General features: G+C 34.3%; 24 protein-coding genes and 3 CRISPR repeat arrays (1 of these 27 only partly in view). Of the genes, 5 read left to right on the top strand and 19 right to left on the bottom strand.

The features are described 5' to 3' along the window. Positions 1 to 63: 63 nt before the first annotated feature. From DQN38_RS03375 to DQN38_RS03325, 10 genes are all read right to left on the bottom strand, one after another. A complete protein-coding gene (locus DQN38_RS03375; protein ID WP_046037358.1) occupies positions 64 to 1,545 on the bottom strand; it encodes an inorganic phosphate transporter in 1,482 nt (493 codons plus the stop codon). Positions 1,546 to 1,679: 134 nt separating this feature from the next. Then, complete coding sequence (pdxA, locus tag DQN38_RS03370; protein WP_065844077.1) at positions 1,680 to 2,603, bottom strand: 4-hydroxythreonine-4-phosphate dehydrogenase; 924 nt, start codon at positions 2,601 to 2,603, stop codon at positions 1,680 to 1,682. Beyond that, positions 2,600 to 3,373, bottom strand: a complete 774-nt coding sequence (locus DQN38_RS03365; RefSeq protein WP_011731911.1) for a pyridoxine 5'-phosphate synthase — start codon at positions 3,371 to 3,373, stop codon at positions 2,600 to 2,602. Before DQN38_RS03365 ends, pdxA begins: the two co-directional genes overlap by 4 nt. Positions 3,374 to 3,417: 44 nt before the next feature. After that, positions 3,418 to 4,242 (bottom strand): adenylosuccinate lyase, encoded by an 825-nt coding sequence (locus tag DQN38_RS03360; RefSeq protein WP_011731910.1) that lies wholly within the window; start codon positions 4,240 to 4,242, stop codon positions 3,418 to 3,420. A gap of 56 nt (positions 4,243 to 4,298) precedes the next feature. Continuing rightward, entirely contained in the window at positions 4,299 to 5,015 is a 717-nt protein-coding gene (locus DQN38_RS03355; protein ID WP_002849077.1) for an arginyltransferase, read from the bottom strand. Next, on the bottom strand, positions 5,002 to 5,238 hold the full coding sequence (locus DQN38_RS03350; protein WP_002849076.1) for a hypothetical protein: 237 nt from the start codon (positions 5,236 to 5,238) through the stop codon (positions 5,002 to 5,004). The genes DQN38_RS03355 and DQN38_RS03350 overlap by 14 nt, the downstream gene beginning before the upstream one ends. A 6-nt stretch (positions 5,239 to 5,244) precedes the next feature. Continuing rightward, positions 5,245 to 6,690: an acetyl-CoA carboxylase subunit A gene (locus DQN38_RS03345; RefSeq protein ID WP_002849074.1), complete on the bottom strand. Its 1,446-nt coding sequence runs from the start codon at positions 6,688 to 6,690 to the stop codon at positions 5,245 to 5,247. A 712-nt stretch (positions 6,691 to 7,402) separates the two neighbouring features. Further along, positions 7,403 to 7,618: a hypothetical protein gene (locus DQN38_RS03335; protein WP_002850371.1), complete on the bottom strand. Its 216-nt coding sequence runs from the start codon at positions 7,616 to 7,618 to the stop codon at positions 7,403 to 7,405. Between the two features lie 29 nt (positions 7,619 to 7,647). Continuing rightward, positions 7,648 to 8,112, bottom strand: a complete 465-nt coding sequence (locus tag DQN38_RS03330) for a hypothetical protein (RefSeq protein WP_065844128.1) — start codon at positions 8,110 to 8,112, stop codon at positions 7,648 to 7,650. Continuing rightward, on the bottom strand, positions 8,102 to 8,800 hold the full coding sequence (locus DQN38_RS03325) for a hypothetical protein (RefSeq protein WP_002849064.1): 699 nt from the start codon (positions 8,798 to 8,800) through the stop codon (positions 8,102 to 8,104). The genes DQN38_RS03330 and DQN38_RS03325 overlap by 11 nt, the downstream gene beginning before the upstream one ends. A 117-nt stretch (positions 8,801 to 8,917) precedes the next feature. Between DQN38_RS03325 and DQN38_RS08910 the strand changes: the two genes are divergently transcribed. Next, entirely contained in the window at positions 8,918 to 9,073 is a 156-nt protein-coding gene (locus DQN38_RS08910) for a hypothetical protein (protein WP_162167551.1), read from the top strand. Between the two features lie 68 nt (positions 9,074 to 9,141). Here the strand turns inward: DQN38_RS08910 and DQN38_RS03320 are convergent, their stop codons facing one another. The 5 genes from DQN38_RS03320 to DQN38_RS08890 are packed head-to-tail and all read right to left on the bottom strand — an operon-like array spanning position 9,142 to position 11,099. Then, entirely contained in the window at positions 9,142 to 9,441 is a 300-nt protein-coding gene (locus tag DQN38_RS03320; protein WP_002849063.1) for a hypothetical protein, read from the bottom strand. Further along, positions 9,431 to 9,883 (bottom strand): hypothetical protein, encoded by a 453-nt coding sequence (locus tag DQN38_RS08905; RefSeq protein WP_170117938.1) that lies wholly within the window; start codon positions 9,881 to 9,883, stop codon positions 9,431 to 9,433. Before DQN38_RS08905 ends, DQN38_RS03320 begins: the two co-directional genes overlap by 11 nt. Beyond that, a complete protein-coding gene (locus DQN38_RS08900; protein WP_170117937.1) occupies positions 9,834 to 10,367 on the bottom strand; it encodes a P2 family phage major capsid protein in 534 nt (177 codons plus the stop codon). The genes DQN38_RS08905 and DQN38_RS08900 overlap by 50 nt, the downstream gene beginning before the upstream one ends. Then, the gene (locus DQN38_RS08895; protein WP_170117936.1) at positions 10,367 to 10,657 is read right to left on the bottom strand and encodes a hypothetical protein; all 291 of its coding nucleotides are present in this window, start codon (positions 10,655 to 10,657) and stop codon (positions 10,367 to 10,369) included. Before DQN38_RS08895 ends, DQN38_RS08900 begins: the two co-directional genes overlap by 1 nt. Positions 10,658 to 10,715: 58 nt before the next feature. Beyond that, positions 10,716 to 11,099 carry an XkdF-like putative serine protease domain-containing protein gene (locus DQN38_RS08890; protein ID WP_170117935.1) on the bottom strand — a complete coding sequence of 128 codons (384 nt, stop codon included), beginning with the start codon at positions 11,097 to 11,099 and terminating at the stop codon, positions 10,716 to 10,718. A 131-nt stretch (positions 11,100 to 11,230) separates the two neighbouring features. On the opposite strand from DQN38_RS08890, the gene DQN38_RS03305 reads away from it, so the two are divergent. The 3 genes from DQN38_RS03305 (at position 11,231) to DQN38_RS03295 (ending at position 14,383) form a co-directional block, all read left to right on the top strand. Then, on the top strand, positions 11,231 to 12,292 hold the full coding sequence (locus DQN38_RS03305; RefSeq protein WP_065844127.1) for a phage portal protein: 1,062 nt from the start codon (positions 11,231 to 11,233) through the stop codon (positions 12,290 to 12,292). A gap of 103 nt (positions 12,293 to 12,395) precedes the next feature. After that, on the top strand, positions 12,396 to 13,970 hold the full coding sequence (locus DQN38_RS03300; protein ID WP_111738178.1) for a terminase large subunit domain-containing protein: 1,575 nt from the start codon (positions 12,396 to 12,398) through the stop codon (positions 13,968 to 13,970). Further along, on the top strand, positions 13,967 to 14,383 hold the full coding sequence (locus tag DQN38_RS03295; protein WP_081303794.1) for an HK97-gp10 family putative phage morphogenesis protein: 417 nt from the start codon (positions 13,967 to 13,969) through the stop codon (positions 14,381 to 14,383). The genes DQN38_RS03300 and DQN38_RS03295 overlap by 4 nt, the downstream gene beginning before the upstream one ends. Before the next feature lie 160 nt (positions 14,384 to 14,543). On the opposite strand, the gene DQN38_RS03290 is transcribed toward DQN38_RS03295, so the two are convergent. From DQN38_RS03290 to DQN38_RS03280, 3 genes are read right to left on the bottom strand one after another with little or no spacing between them, the layout of a single operon-like run. Then, entirely contained in the window at positions 14,544 to 14,750 is a 207-nt protein-coding gene (locus tag DQN38_RS03290) for a hypothetical protein (protein ID WP_002850361.1), read from the bottom strand. Positions 14,751 to 14,790: 40 nt separating this feature from the next. Continuing rightward, complete coding sequence (locus tag DQN38_RS03285; protein ID WP_002849067.1) at positions 14,791 to 15,108, bottom strand: hypothetical protein; 318 nt, start codon at positions 15,106 to 15,108, stop codon at positions 14,791 to 14,793. After that, complete coding sequence (locus tag DQN38_RS03280) at positions 15,084 to 15,851, bottom strand: structural protein (RefSeq protein WP_111738177.1); 768 nt, start codon at positions 15,849 to 15,851, stop codon at positions 15,084 to 15,086. Before DQN38_RS03280 ends, DQN38_RS03285 begins: the two co-directional genes overlap by 25 nt. Before the next feature lie 41 nt (positions 15,852 to 15,892). Here DQN38_RS03280 and DQN38_RS03275 point away from each other — a divergent pair, with 41 nt between their 5' ends. Continuing rightward, positions 15,893 to 16,534 (top strand): DNA adenine methylase, encoded by a 642-nt coding sequence (locus DQN38_RS03275; protein ID WP_081303791.1) that lies wholly within the window; start codon positions 15,893 to 15,895, stop codon positions 16,532 to 16,534. A gap of 134 nt (positions 16,535 to 16,668) precedes the next feature. Here the strand turns inward: DQN38_RS03275 and DQN38_RS03270 are convergent, their stop codons facing one another. Continuing rightward, complete coding sequence (locus tag DQN38_RS03270) at positions 16,669 to 17,139, bottom strand: hypothetical protein (RefSeq protein ID WP_065844241.1); 471 nt, start codon at positions 17,137 to 17,139, stop codon at positions 16,669 to 16,671. Positions 17,140 to 17,271: 132 nt separating this feature from the next. Beyond that, positions 17,272 to 17,694: a CRISPR direct-repeat array (repeat unit 30 nt; unit sequence GTTTCAACACAAACATTGTCATTAGCAAAC). A gap of 101 nt (positions 17,695 to 17,795) precedes the next feature. After that, a CRISPR array of direct repeats spans positions 17,796 to 18,155; the repeat unit is 30 nt; unit sequence GTTTCAACACAAACATTGTCATTAGCAAAC. Positions 18,156 to 18,256: 101 nt separating this feature from the next. Further along, positions 18,257 to 18,451: direct repeats of the CRISPR family, unit length 30 nt; unit sequence GTTTCAACACAAACATTGTCATTAGCAAAC; it runs 2,332 nt beyond the window's last position.

Raw genomic sequence — 18,451 nt, 5'->3', positions numbered from 1 at the left:
TCCCAAATGGATTTGAATTATAAATAAGCAATTTAAGTTCCATTTGAGAGTATGTTTTAAAATTTATAGACCCATGATATTTTTGATAACCAAAAATCCTATAGCCGATCCTATCATCGATATAGGAAGTGTTATGATCCATGCTAAGCCAATAGGTTTAAGCATTCCCCAATTCGCATTTCTATTATACACGCCGATACCTAAAACCGCACCTATCAAAACATGAGTAGAGCTTATAGGAAGTCCCATTTTTGTAGCTATGAGTATAACTATACTAGCTGCAAGCTCTGCACTAAATCCAGTTGTAGGAAGTATCTCTGCAAGCTTTGTACCGACTGTAGCTATAACTTCTTTACCTAAAAACCAAAGCCCAACAACAAGAGCTATACCAAAAGTAGCCATAGCGATACCTGGTATCGGAGTAGTTTCGTTTATTGTATTATTTTTCAAAACATCTAAAATAGCAGCAAACGGTCCAACCGCATTTGCTATATCGTTTGCACCGTGAGAAAAAGCAAAAGATGAAGCGGTAAAAATTTGGAACCAGCCAAATATTCTATTTATACCTTTTTGCGGATTATCTTTCTTCATCAAATTTACTATAGCAAAACTAGCCAAATAAGCCGCAATACCTATAACAAATATAATCCAAATAGTCTGTATAATACTTAGATTAAAATCCATATGCTTAAGACCTTTAAATAGCATACTTCCGGCTATGATCATAGCAGCAACTCCAGCAACCATAGGGATATGCGTACGCATAAATACCATACCGTCTATATTTTTTTCTTGCTCTTTCATAGCTTTTATCTTATCTCTAAAATCACAATTTTCACCTTCACACTCATCTTCATCGATGATAGCTATGCGTCTTAGCTCTTTTATCTGCTCGGCTTCGCTTTTGTTCGATAACTCTTTTATGTATTGGTCTTTATATGTCTTTCTAGCTCTTTTTAAAGATTTTATCTCACTTTGAATTCTAGAAGAAGGAATAATAATTTTTGATTTTATATATCCAAAAATCAGATAAGCCATAACTCCGCCCATAACAGGAGATATCACCCAGCTTAACGCTATTCTGCCTATTTCGCCCCACTGAACCATATCGAAAGTTTTAGAACCGTTGTAATATATAAATCCCATCATCATACCAGCACCGACTATGCCGCCTACTATAGAGTGAGTAGTTGATACTGGAAGTCCTTTTTTAGTAGCTATAAAAAGCCACGCACCAGAACTAAATAGCGCTGAAATCATGATAATAACAAAAACCATAGGATTTACATCGCCTCTTGGCAATGAAACAATACCGCTTCTAATAGTATTTGTAACCTCAGCTCCGGCAAATACAGCTCCGCTTAGCTCAAATACCGCAGCTATAATCAAAGCTTGTTTTAATGTAAGAGTCTTTGCTCCTACGCTAGTACCAAATGAATTTGCAACGTCATTTCCACCTATATTAAACGCCATAAATAGACCAAAAATACTAGCTAATATAAAAAGTAAAAGATGATTACTAGGTATATAATTATAACCCCACATAAAAAAAGCAACAACTGATATTATAAAAAATATGAGTGCAAAAAGATTATCCCTATTATCCTTAGACAAAAAACACCTCCAAATAATTTTTTATAATTATAACTACTTTGTTCTTATTTGTTCTTAAATTTAAACTAATAATCACACAATTTTATAGCAAATTTAATGGCTTCTATATAGCTTTTAGTTTCGGCTTTTCCTTTATACGCTATATCAAAAGCAGTACCGTGATCAACACTAGTACGAACTATGGGCAAATTTAAGCTTACGTTTATAGATTTATCAAAATACAAAGCTTTTAACGGAGCAAGACCTACGTCGTGATACATACTTACTAGCCTATTACATCGCTTTAAAGAACTTTTTGTAAATGCGGCGTCCGGCACAAGCGGTCCTGTAAAAATCTCTTTTTTTAAACGATTATTTGCCGACTTTATAGCTTTTATTATCTCTTTTTCTTCTTTGCCACCTATGGTTTCATTATCGCTTGCATGGGGATTAAATCCCAAAACTCCTATATTTTCAAATTTAGAAGAGTTGTAAAAATCAACCAAAAATAGAGCCAAATTCTTAGCTTTTATCTTAGCACTAACATCTTTTAAGGCCAAATGATCCGTATATAAAGCAACAAACAGCTCTTCGCAGCCAAGCATCATAATAGCATTCTTACCAAAATATTTACCAAGAGCGTCCGTATGCCCGACATATGGAACTCCGGCTTTTTTCCAAGACTCTTTATTTATAGGCATGGTAACAAGAGCTTGCGCGCGCTTATTTTGAGTATATAAAATAGCATTTTCAAAACTTACGAATGAAAATTTGCCGCTTTTTTTACTCACGCGACCCGGTTTTATATTAAAACTACTGCCGCATTCAAAAATCTCAAAATCATTAGGAACGGTAAATTTAAGTATATTCGCAGCGCTATTTAAAAGTTCATTGTTTATAAAATATATAGGAGAGCAGATATTTTTTATCTCATCGTGAGATTTTAGAGCTATTTCTATTCCAACACCGTTTATATCGCCCACGCTTATTGCAATCTTTGGCAAACTCATTTTACAAGCTCCATCATCTCTTTAACGGCGTTTTTTAGCCCTACAAAAACACTTTTCGCAACTATGCTCTGTCCTATGTTTAACTCAAATATATCTTTTATAGAAGATATAGCAGTCACATTTTGATAATTAAGCCCATGCCCTGCAGCAACTTCTAAACCAAGATTTGTACTTATATTAGCAGCTTCTTTTATCCTTGTTAATTCCGAATTTAACAGTATTTCCAACTCGCCTCTTTTTAAATTTAGATTATCAATTTTGTATTTTGTATGATTTAAATTTGAGTTTAACATCAAAAACGTGTTTGCATAAGCTCCGGTATGAAGCTCCACGCAAGTAGCTCCAAGCTCTTTAGACATGATTACATCGTTTTTTTTAGGATTTATAAAAAGCGAAACCTTAATATCGTTATCATTTAATTTTGATATGACGTTTTTTAAATTTAACGAGTCTAAACTTAATCCTCCCTCAGTCGTTAATTCTTCTCTTTTTTCAGGAACTATAGTTGCTCTATGAGGTTTTAATTCGCACACGATATCTATAATCTCACTATTGATCGAGCATTCTAAATTTACTGGAATCGGGCTTAAATTTATAATATTTTTAACATCATCTTCATTTATATGACGACGATCTTCTCTTAAATGTATAGTGATCTGATCGGCTCCGCCGCTCACAGCCTCAAACATAGCATGAATAATTTGTGGATCATTTACCGCTCTAGCTTCTCTTAAAACAGCTACATGATCTATATTTACACCAAGTTTCATAGATAATCCTTTGAAATTTAGTGTAAATTATACATCAAAATTATTTAAGCACTTATAAAGCTTTTTTGCTCTTTAAAGTATGGTTTTAGCGCTTCGTACGCAAGTCCGATTTTTTGGAATTTGTCTATATAACTTTTTTGTACTTCATTTGGTTTGCCGGCATGTTTGTCTGGATGATAAACTTTTGTAAGATTTAAATAATTAGTCCTAACAGTCTCAAAGTCGTCCGTAGCCTTACATCCAAGAGTTTCAAAATGCTCTTCTAAAAGATTTGCGAGCATAGAAAATCTTCTTATATAAGCTTTTGAAGTTAAAATTTTCGCTCTTTTTTTAAACTCATCGTAAGCTTTTTTATCATAATTAAAATTTACAATATACTTAAGATGCTCTCTGAAATTTAATATATTATCCAAAAGCTCAACATCTTCGGTTGTTTTTGGACTGATAACCAAGATATTTTTTGACTCAAAATACTCATGGCGAGTATCTCCTAAACCCCTAATAAGATATTTAGTAAATAACTCTTCGCTATTTTTAAGATCAAGAACGACTCTGCTATTTTCAAATTTAACATCAACATTTATTAAAATTTGAAGTGAATTGGGCTTCTTATAAACAAGTTTTATGTTTTTATGATGCGTTAGCAAAAAGTCTATACCTTTTCCAACGCTATTTGCGTAAATTTTTCCGATAAGTTTTAGAAAATATTTACGCTGAACAAGCTCATTTTCGTTATAAAAAATTATAACTTTGTCCCTATTTCCTATTGCATTAGCAAAACTCTGCCTGATTTTATTACTCAAATTTAAAAATAGATCACAATCATCGGTTGTTATCGTTATTGATTCTAAAGTCTGGGTAATTTGCATATCAAACCTCACAATATTTTAGCTATTTGCAAAAAATTAAGCAAAGTTCGTTCCAATTAAAATTCCCAAATTGGTTTTTCGTCTATATCACAATATGTTTTTAAAGTTTCATATGGTTTGTATTCGCCTTTATAAGCTAAACTAGCACAATCTTTTACATAAAATCCTAAATATATCCATCGCAAATCATTTTTCAGAGCTATTGTTATTTGATTTAAAAGCGAAAATTTACCTAAGCTAAGATGGGCAAAATCAATATCCCAGTAACAGTAAATAGAGCTTATTCCATCATCTACGATATCTACAAGATCAACGCACACAAGCTCATCATTAACAAAATAGTCAATCTCATATCCAAAATCTCCGGCTCCTTCTACATATACACTATAATAACGTCTAAAATCAAGGTTATAATACTCCCAGCCTCGCTTTTCATGCATAAATTTATGATATTTTTCATATAAATCAATATGCCTTTGGCTGATATACGGCTTTGAAACTACTATTTTCGTGTTGGAGTTTTTATTGATTATGCGTCTGTGGCTTTTTGTAAATTTGAAATTAAATGCATCTATACGTATGCTTTTACATTCATCGCAACCATCGCAAATCGGTTTGGAAAAATAGCTTCCAAACCGTCTATATCCATGCTTTACTAAATTTGAATTATAATCAAAACTACACTGTGAAACATATCTATACATAGTCCTTGAGTTTCTGTCTTCTAGATATGGGCAAAGTGTATCTAAAGTACAAAAATCAATCTCTCTCAAGCTTTTTTACGTCCGAGTGCTTTATAAACTCTAAAAACTCATCTTTTAATCTATGCTCTTTTGCATCAGGCATTTCTATCTCGTTTGGTTCAGCAAAAATATCTTTAAATTCATCTCTATTTGGATTTGGTTTTGGTTTTTTAGGAACTTTAATCTCTTGACTTTTTTGCTCTTTTACAAGCTCGTTTTTAATATTTTTTAAACTATCGAAAAAATCATTCACTTTGGTCTACTCCTTAGCTCTATCTTCTTTTACTTTTTTAATAGCTGCGGCGATGGCGGCTATTACCTCTTCTTTATTTTCTTGATGATGATCTTGAGTATTTTCCAAAATATCTTGAAGGCGCTCTTCGATATAGCTAGTATCAAAAAATCCACGTCTAAAATGACGTCGTTTTGAAATAGCTAATAAAAAAGGAAGAGTTGTTCTAACTCCTTCTATTTTAAACTCATCCAAAGCACGCTCTAGCTTACTTACGGCTAGATCATAACTTGTACCTTTTACTATCAGTTTTGCTACTAACGAATCATAAAAAGGCGGAATAACATAGTCTTGATACATATGACTATCAACTCTTACTCCAGGACCTAAAGCCGGAAAATATCCGGTGATTCTTCCCGGACTCGGCGCAAAGTTCTTCCAAACATTTTCAGCGGTAATTCTAGCTTCTATCGATACTCCTTGAGGTCTTACTTCGTTTTGTTCGATATCTAGTATCTCTCCAGCAGCGATTCTTATCTGACGACTTATAAGATCAACTCCGGTTATCTCCTCGGTAACACCGTGTTCAACTTGGATACGAGTATTCATTTCCATAAAATAAAAGTTGTTATAATCATCTAATAAAAACTCGATAGTGCCGGCGTTTGTATATCCAACGGCTTTTGCTGCTGCGACTGCTGCGACTCCCATTCTTTTTCTTAAGTCTTCGCTAATAGTTGGGCAAGGAGCTATCTCGATAACTTTTTGGTGACGACGCTGAATAGAACAGTCTCTTTCGCAAAGATGAATTAAATTTCCATAATTATCACCTAAAATTTGAAACTCGATATGGCGTGGTTTTTCGATATATTTTTCCATGAAAACTTCATCGTTATTGAAAAAAGCCTTAGCTTCTCTTTTGCAGCTTTCGTAGCTACTTTCTAACTCATCTTCTTTCCATACAACACGAATTCCGCGTCCACCGCCTCCGCCGCTTGCTTTTAGTATAACCGGGTAGCCTATTCTAACGGCGTAATTTTTGATAGCTTCGATAGTTTCGCTATTTAATTTCTCAGTACCAGGAACCACTGGAATACCGTTTTTCTTCATCAAAAATCTAGCTATATTTTTATTTCCCATTTTACGTATAATATCTGAGTTCGGTCCTATAAATATAAGTCCTGCGTCTTCTACTTCTTTTGAAAATTCATAATTTTCGCTTAAAAATCCATATCCAGGATGTATAGCGTCTGCGCCGCATGCTTTGGCTACTTCGACTATCCTTTTAGAATCCAGATAACCTTTTATAGGATCTTTGCCTATCTGATATGCTTCATCAGCCACTTTTACATGCAAGCACTCACGATCTGGTTCTGTATAAATCGCAACATTTTTAATATGCAAATCTTTACATGCCCTAACTATACGCACAGCGATCTCGCCACGGTTGGCTATTAGAATCTTATGTATCATCAACTCACCTTTGTAAAAATCTTTCGTATAATGATAGCTAAATTTCATTACGTTTAGCTAAAAATTTCTATTATTTGGAATTAAAAATTGCTTTATTGTTACTGCAAGTAATTTATATAATATTTTATATCAGACCAAAGATATAAAAAATATAATTTTAGTTAATTAGTATCTTGAGCCGTTTGTTTTAGAATTACTGTTTATAACAGCTCTTTCAAATTTATGAAAATACTCAAAAACATAAAATGATGCTGCAAAACTGCTATTCAAAATTTAATAATTATATATTTTGAACTAGCAGTAGCGAGCATATTTCAACACAAAAATTGTCATTAGCAAACAAGTTTGTACGTTAAGTACCTTTAAAATATTCAATCATTTAAGCACGGCAATTGTCAATAAAATATATAAGATATTATTGTGAAATACTATTTATGATATATAAATTTAAAATAGTAGTGATGCTAATTACCGTCATTTACACAATTATATTTTTAAATCATCATTTGCCATTTTTTAGCCTAAAATGTGGTATAATGATAAAAAAGGATATTAAAAAATTTCTTTGGATTATTTTTTTGATAACTCTAGCTATTTTCGTAATGGCGAATATAGAAGAAATGTACATACAACTTATATCTTTCATCGTTTTATTCCCTTTTTATATCTGGCTTGATTATAAACTCAATCCCCATAAGTACAAAAAAGACTCTTAGTCTTCAACCCTATTTAAAACATTAGCGTATCTTTTAAAGACGCTATAAGCCCATAAAAAATCAATTCCGCAATTCTTGCAGTACTCTTTTAAGACCAGGCTATCGCATTTGCAATAGCTAGCCCCAAATCCCACTTCAAATCCAGCGCTTAAATTTAGCCCACCAAGAAGCATACTTTCATACTCACTTAAGCCAAACTCAGCTGGGCTCATCTTAGCTTCCACGCAAGCAAGAATTCGTTCTACTTTTTTTCCTTGCTCCTCGCGACCTCTTCATCGATCGCGCTCATAACTGCGCTATAGCTTATTCCAAGACTATCTAAGTCGGTTTTTAGCTTATTAGCACTCTCTCCTGCAATGCAAAAACCAAAACGCTTTTTAGCAAGTTCATCTATGGAAATTTCTTTAGCTTCTGCAGCCTTTAGAGCTTTGTTTTTGTTTTCAAGGATTTTTAAAAGCTCTTTATTCTCTTTTAAAATTTCTATCTTTTCTGAGCCTATAAGTGAGTTTGCAAGCTCTTTATTTATCTCTATAGTTGCTTTTGTGTGTTCTATCTCATCTCTTATAATCTCTATTTTTTCTATCTCATCACTAAATTTTTTTATCTCTTTAGCTAACTCTTTGGCACTGCTTTTATTAATCTCAACAAACTCCAAAGCATATGTTTTATCATCTATTTTTAGCTCAAACGGATATCTAGTTTTCATCGTTTTCTCCATCTATTAAAGTAAATAACTCTTGTCCTTCTAGTCTTAAAACCTTGCCTTTTAAAGATAGCTTCGCAAAATCATCTCCAACGATGGTAAAATCGCCGTCGAATTTTAAATTTATTTTTGGGATTATAAGAATTTGCAGCTTTCCTGTGCTTAGGTTTTTCCCATCAAATATCAGCCTACCGACGTTGTTTGTCTTTTTTTCTGGTTTTATGAAGCTTGAGCTTGCTTTATAGACTTTGTTTGCGGTTTTTATATCTGCAAATTCAGTCGAGCTTGTTATAGCTTCTGCAATAGTGTAAATTTTAGAGTCTTTGATAACCAAATCCCCGACTTTTGCGCTAGTTATAGCGCTAGATCCATCTAGCAAAGTTTTACCATTCCAAAAAATATCACCAGGGGCGTAATTTTTAGTCTCTACAAGACCTTTAAATGCTATAGCTATGTTCTTAAGGCTAAGATCTCCTATCTCTGTGCTAAACTCGTAAGTAACCTTAGTTTCTAGCTCTGCTACGCTTTGCCCTAAACTCTCGTCGTTACTTAGCAATTCTTTGGTCTCTGCGGTGCGGCTTAGAGTGGCTCTTTGGTTGTAGCCTAAGACTATCTCTTCTCCTAAAGTCCCGTCATTTAAGTAGGGTGCAAATCTTATCTCTCCTGCTGCTAATCTTGTTGTTTTACTCATTTTTTTTCTCCATTTAAATTTATGGTAAAGTTTATAGCGTACGTATAAAGGCTTGAGTCTTTATTTGCTATAAGCTCACAATTTTTAAAGAGGTTCTCGCCTAAATTAGCTCCAAGCTTGAACACCTTTTCTCTAAGCTCATCTATCTGGGTAAGTGCTGCAAAGTTATCATTTTCTAGACTGTTTGCGCAAAAATATATACTAAAATGCGCACTATCGCCTAACGCGGATAAAGGCGTTAAGCCATTAAAGCTTAGATATAGACCGGCTTGATTTATATACCCATTAGCGCTTATAAACTTAACGCCGGTAAACGTTTTTTTATAAGCTCAACTGTTTTTTTAAACCGCCGCCCATAGTAACCCGCCGCCTTTGCCTTCTATAATCTTAGAAGCATCTATCTCTTTACAAGCATTTTTTAGCAAGATAATGTCTGCCTCACTTAGCTCTATTTTTAGATAAATTTTTAGTCTAGTCATAGCAAAATCCATAACCGCCCAGCTTTGCACTTCTTTGCCTTTGCAAAACTCTAGTGTTTCATTTGTGCTAAACTCTAGCGCTTCAGCGGTTATTTCATTTGGATTTAGTAAAGAAGCTTTAGCTCTAGCTTCTAAACTCTCTTTTAGTTTTTCAAACTCCATCGCCGTCGTTGTCTGCTTCGTTTGTAGTACTTAATACAACCCATTCTGGTACGCCTATTTGGTAGTCGCAGAACACTTCAAATTTATATTTTAAAGAGCTCTCTTCGTTGTCGTACCAGCGTTGGCGACGTATATCAAGCCCGATTGAAAAAATAAGATTTTTAAGTGGAGTTAACATGTATTCGCCGCTTTTTACAAAACTTGCGCCAATTAGCGGTACGCCAAGGATATTGTCTGCGCCTTTATTTAGCAAAATTGATAATCCGCCATTTTTACCGCCAATCTCTTTATTGTAAGCTATTAGATCTTTCTTGCTTACTATTATCACGCTTTGGTTTAGCACGTCTTCGTTTGCGTTTTCTACCATGGCAATTAGCCTATCTGTTATTTTACTAGCTGCTTTGTGTTCTAGTTTTTTTTGTTTTAGTGCTCTCTTTTGCAAGCGTAAACCAGCCCTTGTTTAGATTTTCAAATTTAGACTCTGCGTAATCGTCTTTTGATCCTATCATCCCTAGATTTTGCAAATCGTTACTAAATGCGGTCGCAAAACTATCAAATGTTTCGTTTTCGAAATTTGGATTTTCTGCGTTATCTTCTAGTGTATCTTGCGTAATTTTTGCAAAAAGCTGAACAACTTTATTTTCTATTAAAACGGAGCTTACGCCGATTTTTTGGCGTTGCGCGTTAGTTGGCTTGTCACCAGAATTCACGCGGACTAGTATCCCACTAGCTAAATTCCAAGTATCAAAACTCTTACTTAGCTTCTTTGTTTTATCCAAAGTCACCTTGCTTAAAAAGTCTGATTTGTCGATTATGGTCTTAATTATCTTGTTTGAAACCTCTGGACGCAAAGTAGAGGTAGAATACATATCTACAGCGTTTATAGTTCCTGTAGCTTTTAGCAATTCTCTTAAGTTTTTAGCCATTAAAGTAGTCCTCCTATATCGTTTTCGTTTGTTTGTGTAGCATTTTCTTGTTTGCTTTTTTTAAGCTCATTTTTAAGCTCATTCATGTCTTTCTTTAAAGAGTCTAGTTCATCTAGCTTTTCTTTTATGCTGCTTAAACCTTTAATCACCTCTGCTACTTCTTTTTCTCTCTCCAACTGCTCTCCTTCTTTTATATTTTTTTCTGCATTAAAACCTTTTAAAATAGCTTCAAATCCCTTTAATATGCTTTTTAAAAGACCATCTTCTTCTTTTATAGCCGTCCCAGCCATAGATAGTGCTTTTAAATCTCTTTTTTTACCGCCTCTTTAAGCTCGTCGCTTTCTAGCTTTATGTCACCGCCCAGCTTCCTTCTTTTTCGTTTGGAAATAGCGGATCACCACTTTTAACTATCCAGCTTTCACAAATGTAGGCGCCCTCTGGTTTAAAGTTGTGGTCTCTGTCTACGTTTTTTATATTTAACCCCTTCATAAAAGAAAATGCTGCTTTTTCTATCTCCGCTGCACTAGCTGCGTCTCCTTGCGTGTCGATCTCGTCTGGGCTATAGACAATGCCATAAACAATACCTTTTTCTGTATCGTTTTTAGCTATTTTTACGCTTCTAAAATAGTCTTCTAGCGCGTCTTTGCTCTTATAAATTACACTCTTGCCATTTGCACCTTCTTTTACTAAAGAAATATGCGTTATAGCTATATCTTTAAGCCTTTTAGCCATGTTTATCCTCCAAAAATTATTGCGTGCATTTTAAAAGTTTTTATAAATTTAGTCACTCTATATAGCTATATATAGATATTTTTAAATCTTTTTTTGTGCTAACTTTGCTTTTTTACTTTGCAGGAGACATTATGAATAGATTTTTTATAGAAAAAGACGCAAAACAAAGTTTGCAAATAGGAGAAGAGACTACCTCCACAAGCGGGATTATAGAGCCATTTTTTAGTTTTAACCAACTTTTAGAAGCATATTACGCAAATGTTTATCACAGGCGTGCTATAAAGATAAAAGCAGGTCTTTTAAGCCAAATAGAAACAGAAGAAAGCGACTTAGAAAAGTTCTTACCTGCAGGTGTAAGCCCTAAAAACTTCCTAAACACATTTGCTTTTAACTTAGAACTCTATGGAAACGCCGCCATAGAAAAAGCAGGCGGGAGTACCAGCTACCTTTTTTACAATCTCCCAGCAAACCAAATGCGGCTTAAAAAAGATAGGCGCCTATTTCAAAAAGTGAATGAAAAGATTGTGGAACTAGAGGGATACCATTTTTTTTACTACAGTCCAAATAGCAGGTATTATGGCGAACCAGACTACCTAGCAGCTTTACAACAAATCCTAATAAACCAAAAAGCAGATCTGTATAATGATAAGTTTTTTGATAATGGAGCAAGACCAGACCTTGCCATAATTTATGAAAATGCAGAGCCTAGCAGTGAGCAAATAACAGCATTTAAAGAGTTTTTTGGCAATAGCTTTAGAGGCTACAATAATTCGCATAAAACTTTGATAATTTACGGCGAAAATGGTGCCTCAGATAAGGATGCTAAAATAAGGTTTGAAGACCTTGGCAAGGTTACAGACTTAAGCTTCAAAGAGCTAAAAAGCGTAAGCCGTGATGAGATAGCTTCAGCCCATGGAGTACCACCAAGGCTTATTGGGGTTATTCAAGGCTCAGCCCTTGGTGGTAGTGGTGAGCTAAGCGGTCAGCTCCAAATGTTTAACGAGCTAGAAATTAAACCAAAAATAGAGATGATAGAGAGCTTTTTTACAAACATAGGAGTAAAAGTAACGCTTAAAGCTATGGATACAACTAGCTTTAAAGATGATGGGGAGATAATGACAACCCTTGTAGGAAGTGGGATATTAAGCGTTGAAGAAGCTAGAAGTATATTAGGGTGGCAAAAGAACATTTAAAACATACTTTTAAACGCTTTTAAAAGGCGTTTAAAAACGTTTAAAAGGCTTTTATGCTTATCGGTATAAGTATTAAGGTAAAAAATGCAAAAAAAGGCGAATTGTGACATATACAAAAGAGTTTAAAGAAGAGTGCGTAAATTTGCTAAAAAGCGGAGTAAGCGCATTAGCACTAACAAGGCAAACAGGAGTAAGCAGACCAACACTTGCCAAATGGCAAAAAGACTATGAAAAAGAGAACTTTAGCATAGAAAATGCCATTAAATTCACAAAACAAAAGATAGAAGAATTAAGCAAAAAAGCTAGTCCAACTAGCGACGACGTCGTTATGCTAAGCGAACTCATATCAGCTCTAGCCAAGCTTGAAAATGGTGTAAAAAAAGTAAAAAGTATCAAAGACAATCCACGCCCAATCATTAGTATGAACTCGCCTACTGCTTTAGAGCTAAAAAAACGCATACTTGAAAAGGGCAATCTATACGCCTACCAAAAGGAATTTTTACAAAGCGATGATAGTTTTAGAATAGTGTTAAAATCACGCCAAATAGGATTTTCTTATGTCAGTAGTGCAGACGCTCTTATTGGCGCTGTAGCTGGTCGCAATCAGCTATTTTTATCTGCAAGTGAAGAGCAAGCGCTTATCTTAATGCGTTATCTTAGAAAATGGGCCAGTGAGTTTGGAGTGGAGTTTGCCAAAGATAGCGAGTATGAAATAACCTTGCCAAATGGCGCTATCATTAAAGCTCTTGCTCACAACTTTAGAACCGTGCAAGGATTTACTGGCGATATTTGGATGGATGAGTTTGCTTGGTATCCAAATCCTAAAAAGATTTGGCATGCATTTGTGCCTAGTATCGGAGCTATTAAAGGTCGTTTAACGATACTTTCAACGCCGTTTGAAGAGCGAAGTTTATTTCATGAGCTTTATAGTGATGAGAGTAAATACTATATGTTTAAACGCTTTTGCGTTAGCATTTATAGAGCAACCCAAGATGGGCTTGATTTTGACCTTGAGACTATGCGAAATCTCTTTGACGCTGATACTTGGGCTAGTGCTTATGAGTGTCAGTTTGTCGATGATGAGAGTAGTTTGCTTTCAATCGCTCTTATCAAGTCTTGCGTAGATGACAAGTCTCACTACTATACGCCAAAAAGCAATGAGACGATTTATGCAGGATATGACATAGGTAGAGTAAGTGATAGGTCTACATTAGCTGGAGTTATTTTGGAAAATGGTGTTTATAAAACAGCAATCATGGACGTACTAGCTAAAGCTAAATTTGACGAGCAAAAAGAGCATTTAAGCGCATTTCTAAGAACCTACCCAATGAGTGTTTTAAGGATTGATAAAACTGGTATTGGTCTAAATTTAGCTGAAAATATCCACGATAAATTTAAAAGTAGAGTGACTGGTGTGTGGTTTTCAAACACTCGCAAAGAAGAGATGGCACTAAATCTTAAAAAGGCATTTGAAGATAAACTTATAAGCATTCCAAACGATCCGCTTCTTATAGCTGACATTCACGCCATCAAGCGGACAATTGGGGCTAAAAGCTTTAAATATGACGCCAAACGCAACGAATACGGCCACGCAGATAGGTTTTGGGCTTTAGCTTTGGCTTTATCTCATGTTAGCGTGGTTAAGGCTAAAAAAAGCGGCGGAGCGATAATAATATGAATAAGATTTTTAAAAACTTTATGTTTAAAGTAGGTGCAGAGGTTGTAAATGATAGCAAGGCTATAGCGCCGTTTAAAACAGGTAATTTAAAAAAAGATATACAAGTATTTAAAGCAGATCAAACAAGCGTAACTATCGGGAATTCTAAACTTGCGCCTTACGCTAAATTCGTACATTTTGGAACAAAGCCGCATATTATCAGAGTTAAAAAAGCAAAAGCTTTGGCAAATAAAAAAGCGGGGTTGTGTTTTGGTAAGCAAGTAAATCATCCAGGCACTAAGGCTCAGCCTTACCTAGAAGATGGTTTAAATAATTATATAAGTAGCTCGGGGCTTGCAAGGGCTAAAGAAGACCTTGCAAAAGATATAAGGGATAAGATTTTAAATGACGTTAAGAAGGCTTTGAAATTATAGCAATAATCAAAGGCTCTAAACGAGCGTTTGACGCCTTTAGTTTGGAAGTATTGCGTAAATTGAAAAGCTTTTAAAAACTAGTTAAAAATATATAAATTTCTAAAAACATTTATATATTTAGTTTAAGCTAAATGCGATATAATTCAGATTAATCGCACTATTATTTTCCATATTTTGCATTCACATTCGCCATAAAGCTATTTGCATTTTGAGATATCATTTCTAAAGAGTTTTTAATAACAGTAAGCTCTACTGGCTCTATTTGAACATCATACCCACTATAATTTTTTTTCACTATTTTAACTACTGCGTTGCGATTTTGATTTTGCAATGTTTTTGTTTTGCTAAATGCTTCTATTATAGTCATATTTCGCCCCTAATATTTAGTCTAAATAAACTTATAAATTTTACTTGCCGAAATTTGCTTTGATATATTCTAAAGCGTCTATAAAAGTACCTGTGAAGTTAACTTTTTTGGTCCAGCCCTCATCATTATCATCAGAGATATACACATTAAACTCGCACATTTGCTTAAAAATAGCTATCTTTTCACACTCTTTTATTGTCTCATCGCTTGGTGTGCAGATGTCATAAATCCATGCAATCTGACCGTAAAACACATCGAACTGAGCAAAAAGATCATATTTTGCATTTTCTCCAAAGTTGCCATTTTTAACGCTCTCAATCGCCCAGCCGTGTGCTAGGCAAATATTGAAAATTTCCATTTTATTATCTCCACTTTATTTAAAACTGCACTGTCTTTAAAATACTTTTCCAAATTTCTGCTTGGCTTAAAAATATTATACAAATAATCTCCGTTAAAAATCATAAAATACCCATTTTGACTGATAGCCACGCTTCGATTTTGATAATCCTTGTGCGGCGCTATTTTTAAAATAGAGTTAAGTGCTTTTACGCTATCGCTACTTGAAATTTTTCGCTTATTTGAGCTTATGCTGTGATTAAAAGTCTTTTTATTAGCATATCTCTCAACCCCAGTTTTATCTATATGCTTTACTACTTCATCTTTGCTAAGCGGGCTTGTATTTTTCATCTTTACTCCATCGATCTCTTCTTCATTTATCCACACCGGTACTAGCTCGGTTCTACAACGAAAATGATATGGTGGAAGCCCGAAGTTACTAGGGAGTATTTTACCAAAAAAAGGCTCATTTCTCCAAATAGCAGCTGCTTTTTTCTCGTTTATATCTTTAGCGTTTTGGATATTGTTGCTTTGAGTTTCTATATGCGAGGCTGGGATTATACGTCCATTCATACTTCTACAGATATCACTTGTGCGGTTATCAATCCTAGCTACCACTTTGTAGTGTTTTACGCCATATTTGCTAGCTTGATTTACTCTTGCGATATTTTGCATTTGGCTTATAATATGATCGCTCACTCCTTCAAAATAGCTAGTATTTGCACTTAGTACGCCTTTAAACTTCTCTTTTAAGGTCTCTGCCATGTTTGCTCTTGTTTCAACACAAACATTGTCATTAGCAAACGATAGCAAACTTTTACCAAAAAGAGCCTTCAAAAATTGAGGTTGTAAATGATATCAACTCAGATCTTATCAATCTACACAGGATAATCAGGAACCGCCCTGCAAGCTTGCAAGCCGAAATGAACTTACTATTTAGAAGTCGCGAGTTGTTTTTGGACATCAAAAACGGCAAATTAAAGCCAAAAAACGATATCCAAAAAGCTGCATTTTATTTCTATCTTCTTGCCACTAGCTTTGGGGCAAAAGGTGATAATTTTGCAATAGGCAATAGTAAAAGTGCTAAAAACATACACAGAGACTTTTTTGCCAATTCAAAGCGTCTTAAAAGGGCTTTTATTGAGAATATGAGCTATGAAAAACTCATTAAGGGGTATGATAGCAGTGATACTCTTTTTTACGTAGATCCGCCTTATGTAGGCGCAGAAAATTACTATAAAATGGTACGCGGATTTGGCATAAACGAGCATGAAAATCTAGCCAAAATACTTGCAAACGTTAAAGGTAAATTTATGCTTAGCTACAACGACTGTGAGATGGTTAGAAGTCTTTATAAGGATTTCAAATTCAAAGAGCTAAAGGTAAATTATAGTCTTAATAGTAAATATAGAAGTGTTAAAAATGAGCTTTTGATCATGAATTTTTAAAGATTTTAAAGGCTCTTTAATAAGCCTTTAAATAGCGTTATAATCCACTATACACACCTATAAAATTCTTTAAATGCTAATGCAAGATTATAGTTAGGTTTTTAGGCGTTTTTAGAGCAGAAAATAAGCCCTTTTTAACTAAAAAACGAAGATAGCTCCTCTTGTGTAAAACTTTTTAAAAGTTTATATAAAACTTGTCTATCTTCGTATTTTTTCCATCCCTGCAGCGTTTGGTATGGAATTTTAGTTATTTTTGAGAGCGTTTTATCATTTATGCTATCTTTTTCTTTTGCACAGATATCTAAAATCTCTTTTGCGCTAAATTGCGCTATAAAATCATATAGCTTTTTTCTATGCCCCTTCCCATTTTTCCAGCCATACAGGGTGCCTTGCGAAATACCTATTGCGCCTACTACTTCTTTATCTAGCAAAGGAATTATAGGAGTTTTGGCCCCAAAATTCTCTATTAAAAATTCCGGGTCTAGGTTTTTAAAGAAAAGATATATATCTTTTTTGTAACCATCAGACCTCTTCCAACCGGCTATCGTCCCGCAAGGGATTTTTGTTATTTCAGATAGCCGTTTATCTGTTAATTTTTTTATCATTTTAATCCTTTTTTAAGTTTATTTTAAAAGTTTGCAGATATAATGCAAATATTAAATATATTGCTACAGACAATTTTGTGTTAAAAATTAGCAAACAACAACGTTATTAATTTTTATACTTCCAATACCGCCGTTTCAACACAAACATTGTCATTAGCAAACGCTTTTATATAAGTAGCCATTTCGTTTTCATTAACGTTTCAACACAAACATTGTCATTAGCAAACGTAGGACAAAGTTCCAACTCCGCGAATCACTATCCCGTTTCAACACAAACATTGTCATTAGCAAACTCTTGTTTTAAATTTGCTAAAACTTCTAACCCTTTTGTTTCAACACAAACATTGTCATTAGCAAACTTTTTTGAAAACTCTTTTGCTTCTAAAAAATCAACTGTTTCAACACAAACATTGTCATTAGCAAACCACACCACAAAACGCTACAAAGAGCTAAAAGAAAAGTTTCAACACAAACATTGTCATTAGCAAACTTTAGGCAGCCTTTTTTATAATACCCTGCGTAGTTGTTTCAACACAAACATTGTCATTAGCAAACGTTAAAGCTTGAGCTATCAAAAACGGCAAACAACAAGTTTCAACACAAACATGTCATTAGCAAACAAACTAGAGCTAAAGTTGAAGTAAACAGCTATTCAGAGTTTCAACACAAACATTGTCATTAGCAAACGCCATAAAATTTTTTGATAGCGTCTTTTGATATGATTGTTTCAACACAAACATTGTCATTAGCAAACGTAGGACAAAGTTCCAACTCCGCGAATCAATATCCCGTTTCAACACAAACATTGTCATTAGCAAACTCTTGTTTTAAATTTGCTAAAACTTCTAACCCTTTTGTTTCAACACAAACATTGTCATTAGCAAACCACACCACAAAACGCTACAAAGAGCTAAAAGAAAAGTTTCAACACAAACATTGTCATTAGCAAACTTTAGGCAGCCTTTTTTATAATACCCTGCGTAGTTGTTTCAACACAAACATTGTCATTAGCAAACGTTAAAGCTTGAGCTATCAAAAACGGCAAACAACAAGTTTCAACACAAACATGTCATTAGCAAACAAACTAGAGCTAAAGTTGAAGTAAACAGCTATTCAGAGTTTCAACACAAACATTGTCATTAGCAAACGCCATAAAATTTTTTGATAGCGTCTTTTGATATGATTGTTTCAACACAAACATTGTCATTAGCAAACGTAGGACAAAGTTCCAACTCCGCGAATCACTATCCCGTTTCAACACAAACATTGTCATTAGCAAACGTGCAATAAAGTACAACGCTATCAGAACCAG

It is taken from the genome of Campylobacter fetus subsp. fetus (assembly GCF_900475935.1).
GTDB classification, from domain to species: domain Bacteria; phylum Campylobacterota; class Campylobacteria; order Campylobacterales; family Campylobacteraceae; genus Campylobacter; species Campylobacter fetus.
Note: the sequence above shows the minus strand (reverse complement) of the source record. Positions and strands in the feature narration are given on the sequence as shown.

What these genes read in the sequence shown, in the direction of transcription:
- DQN38_RS03375 (WP_046037358.1), bottom strand. Translation starts at nt 1,545, where the DNA reads ATGTGGGGTTATAATTATATACCTAGTAATCATCTTTTACTTTTTATA.
- pdxA (WP_065844077.1), bottom strand. Translation starts at nt 2,603, where the DNA reads ATGAGTTTGCCAAAGATTGCAATAAGCGTGGGCGATATAAACGGTGTT.
- DQN38_RS03365 (WP_011731911.1), bottom strand. Translation starts at nt 3,373, where the DNA reads ATGAAACTTGGTGTAAATATAGATCATGTAGCTGTTTTAAGAGAAGCT.
- DQN38_RS03360 (WP_011731910.1), bottom strand. Translation starts at nt 4,242, where the DNA reads ATGCAAATTACCCAGACTTTAGAATCAATAACGATAACAACCGATGAT.
- DQN38_RS03345 (WP_002849074.1), bottom strand. Translation starts at nt 6,690, where the DNA reads ATGATACATAAGATTCTAATAGCCAACCGTGGCGAGATCGCTGTGCGT.
- DQN38_RS03335 (WP_002850371.1), bottom strand. Translation starts at nt 7,618, where the DNA reads ATGAGCCCAGCTGAGTTTGGCTTAAGTGAGTATGAAAGTATGCTTCTT.
- DQN38_RS03330 (WP_065844128.1), bottom strand. Translation starts at nt 8,112, where the DNA reads ATGAAAACTAGATATCCGTTTGAGCTAAAAATAGATGATAAAACATAT.
- DQN38_RS03325 (WP_002849064.1), bottom strand. Translation starts at nt 8,800, where the DNA reads ATGAGTAAAACAACAAGATTAGCAGCAGGAGAGATAAGATTTGCACCC.
- DQN38_RS03320 (WP_002849063.1), bottom strand. Translation starts at nt 9,441, where the DNA reads ATGGAGTTTGAAAAACTAAAAGAGAGTTTAGAAGCTAGAGCTAAAGCT.
- DQN38_RS08900 (WP_170117937.1), bottom strand. Translation starts at nt 10,367, where the DNA reads ATGGCTAAAAACTTAAGAGAATTGCTAAAAGCTACAGGAACTATAAAC.
- DQN38_RS08895 (WP_170117936.1), bottom strand. Translation starts at nt 10,657, where the DNA reads ATGGCTGGGACGGCTATAAAAGAAGAAGATGGTCTTTTAAAAAGCATA.
- DQN38_RS08890 (WP_170117935.1), bottom strand. Translation starts at nt 11,099, where the DNA reads ATGGCTAAAAGGCTTAAAGATATAGCTATAACGCATATTTCTTTAGTA.
- DQN38_RS03305 (WP_065844127.1), top strand. Translation starts at nt 11,231, where the DNA reads ATGAATAGATTTTTTATAGAAAAAGACGCAAAACAAAGTTTGCAAATA.
- DQN38_RS03295 (WP_081303794.1), top strand. Translation starts at nt 13,967, where the DNA reads ATGAATAAGATTTTTAAAAACTTTATGTTTAAAGTAGGTGCAGAGGTT.
- DQN38_RS03290 (WP_002850361.1), bottom strand. Translation starts at nt 14,750, where the DNA reads ATGACTATAATAGAAGCATTTAGCAAAACAAAAACATTGCAAAATCAA.
- DQN38_RS03285 (WP_002849067.1), bottom strand. Translation starts at nt 15,108, where the DNA reads ATGGAAATTTTCAATATTTGCCTAGCACACGGCTGGGCGATTGAGAGC.
- DQN38_RS03280 (WP_111738177.1), bottom strand. Translation starts at nt 15,851, where the DNA reads ATGGCAGAGACCTTAAAAGAGAAGTTTAAAGGCGTACTAAGTGCAAAT.
- DQN38_RS03270 (WP_065844241.1), bottom strand. Translation starts at nt 17,139, where the DNA reads ATGATAAAAAAATTAACAGATAAACGGCTATCTGAAATAACAAAAATC.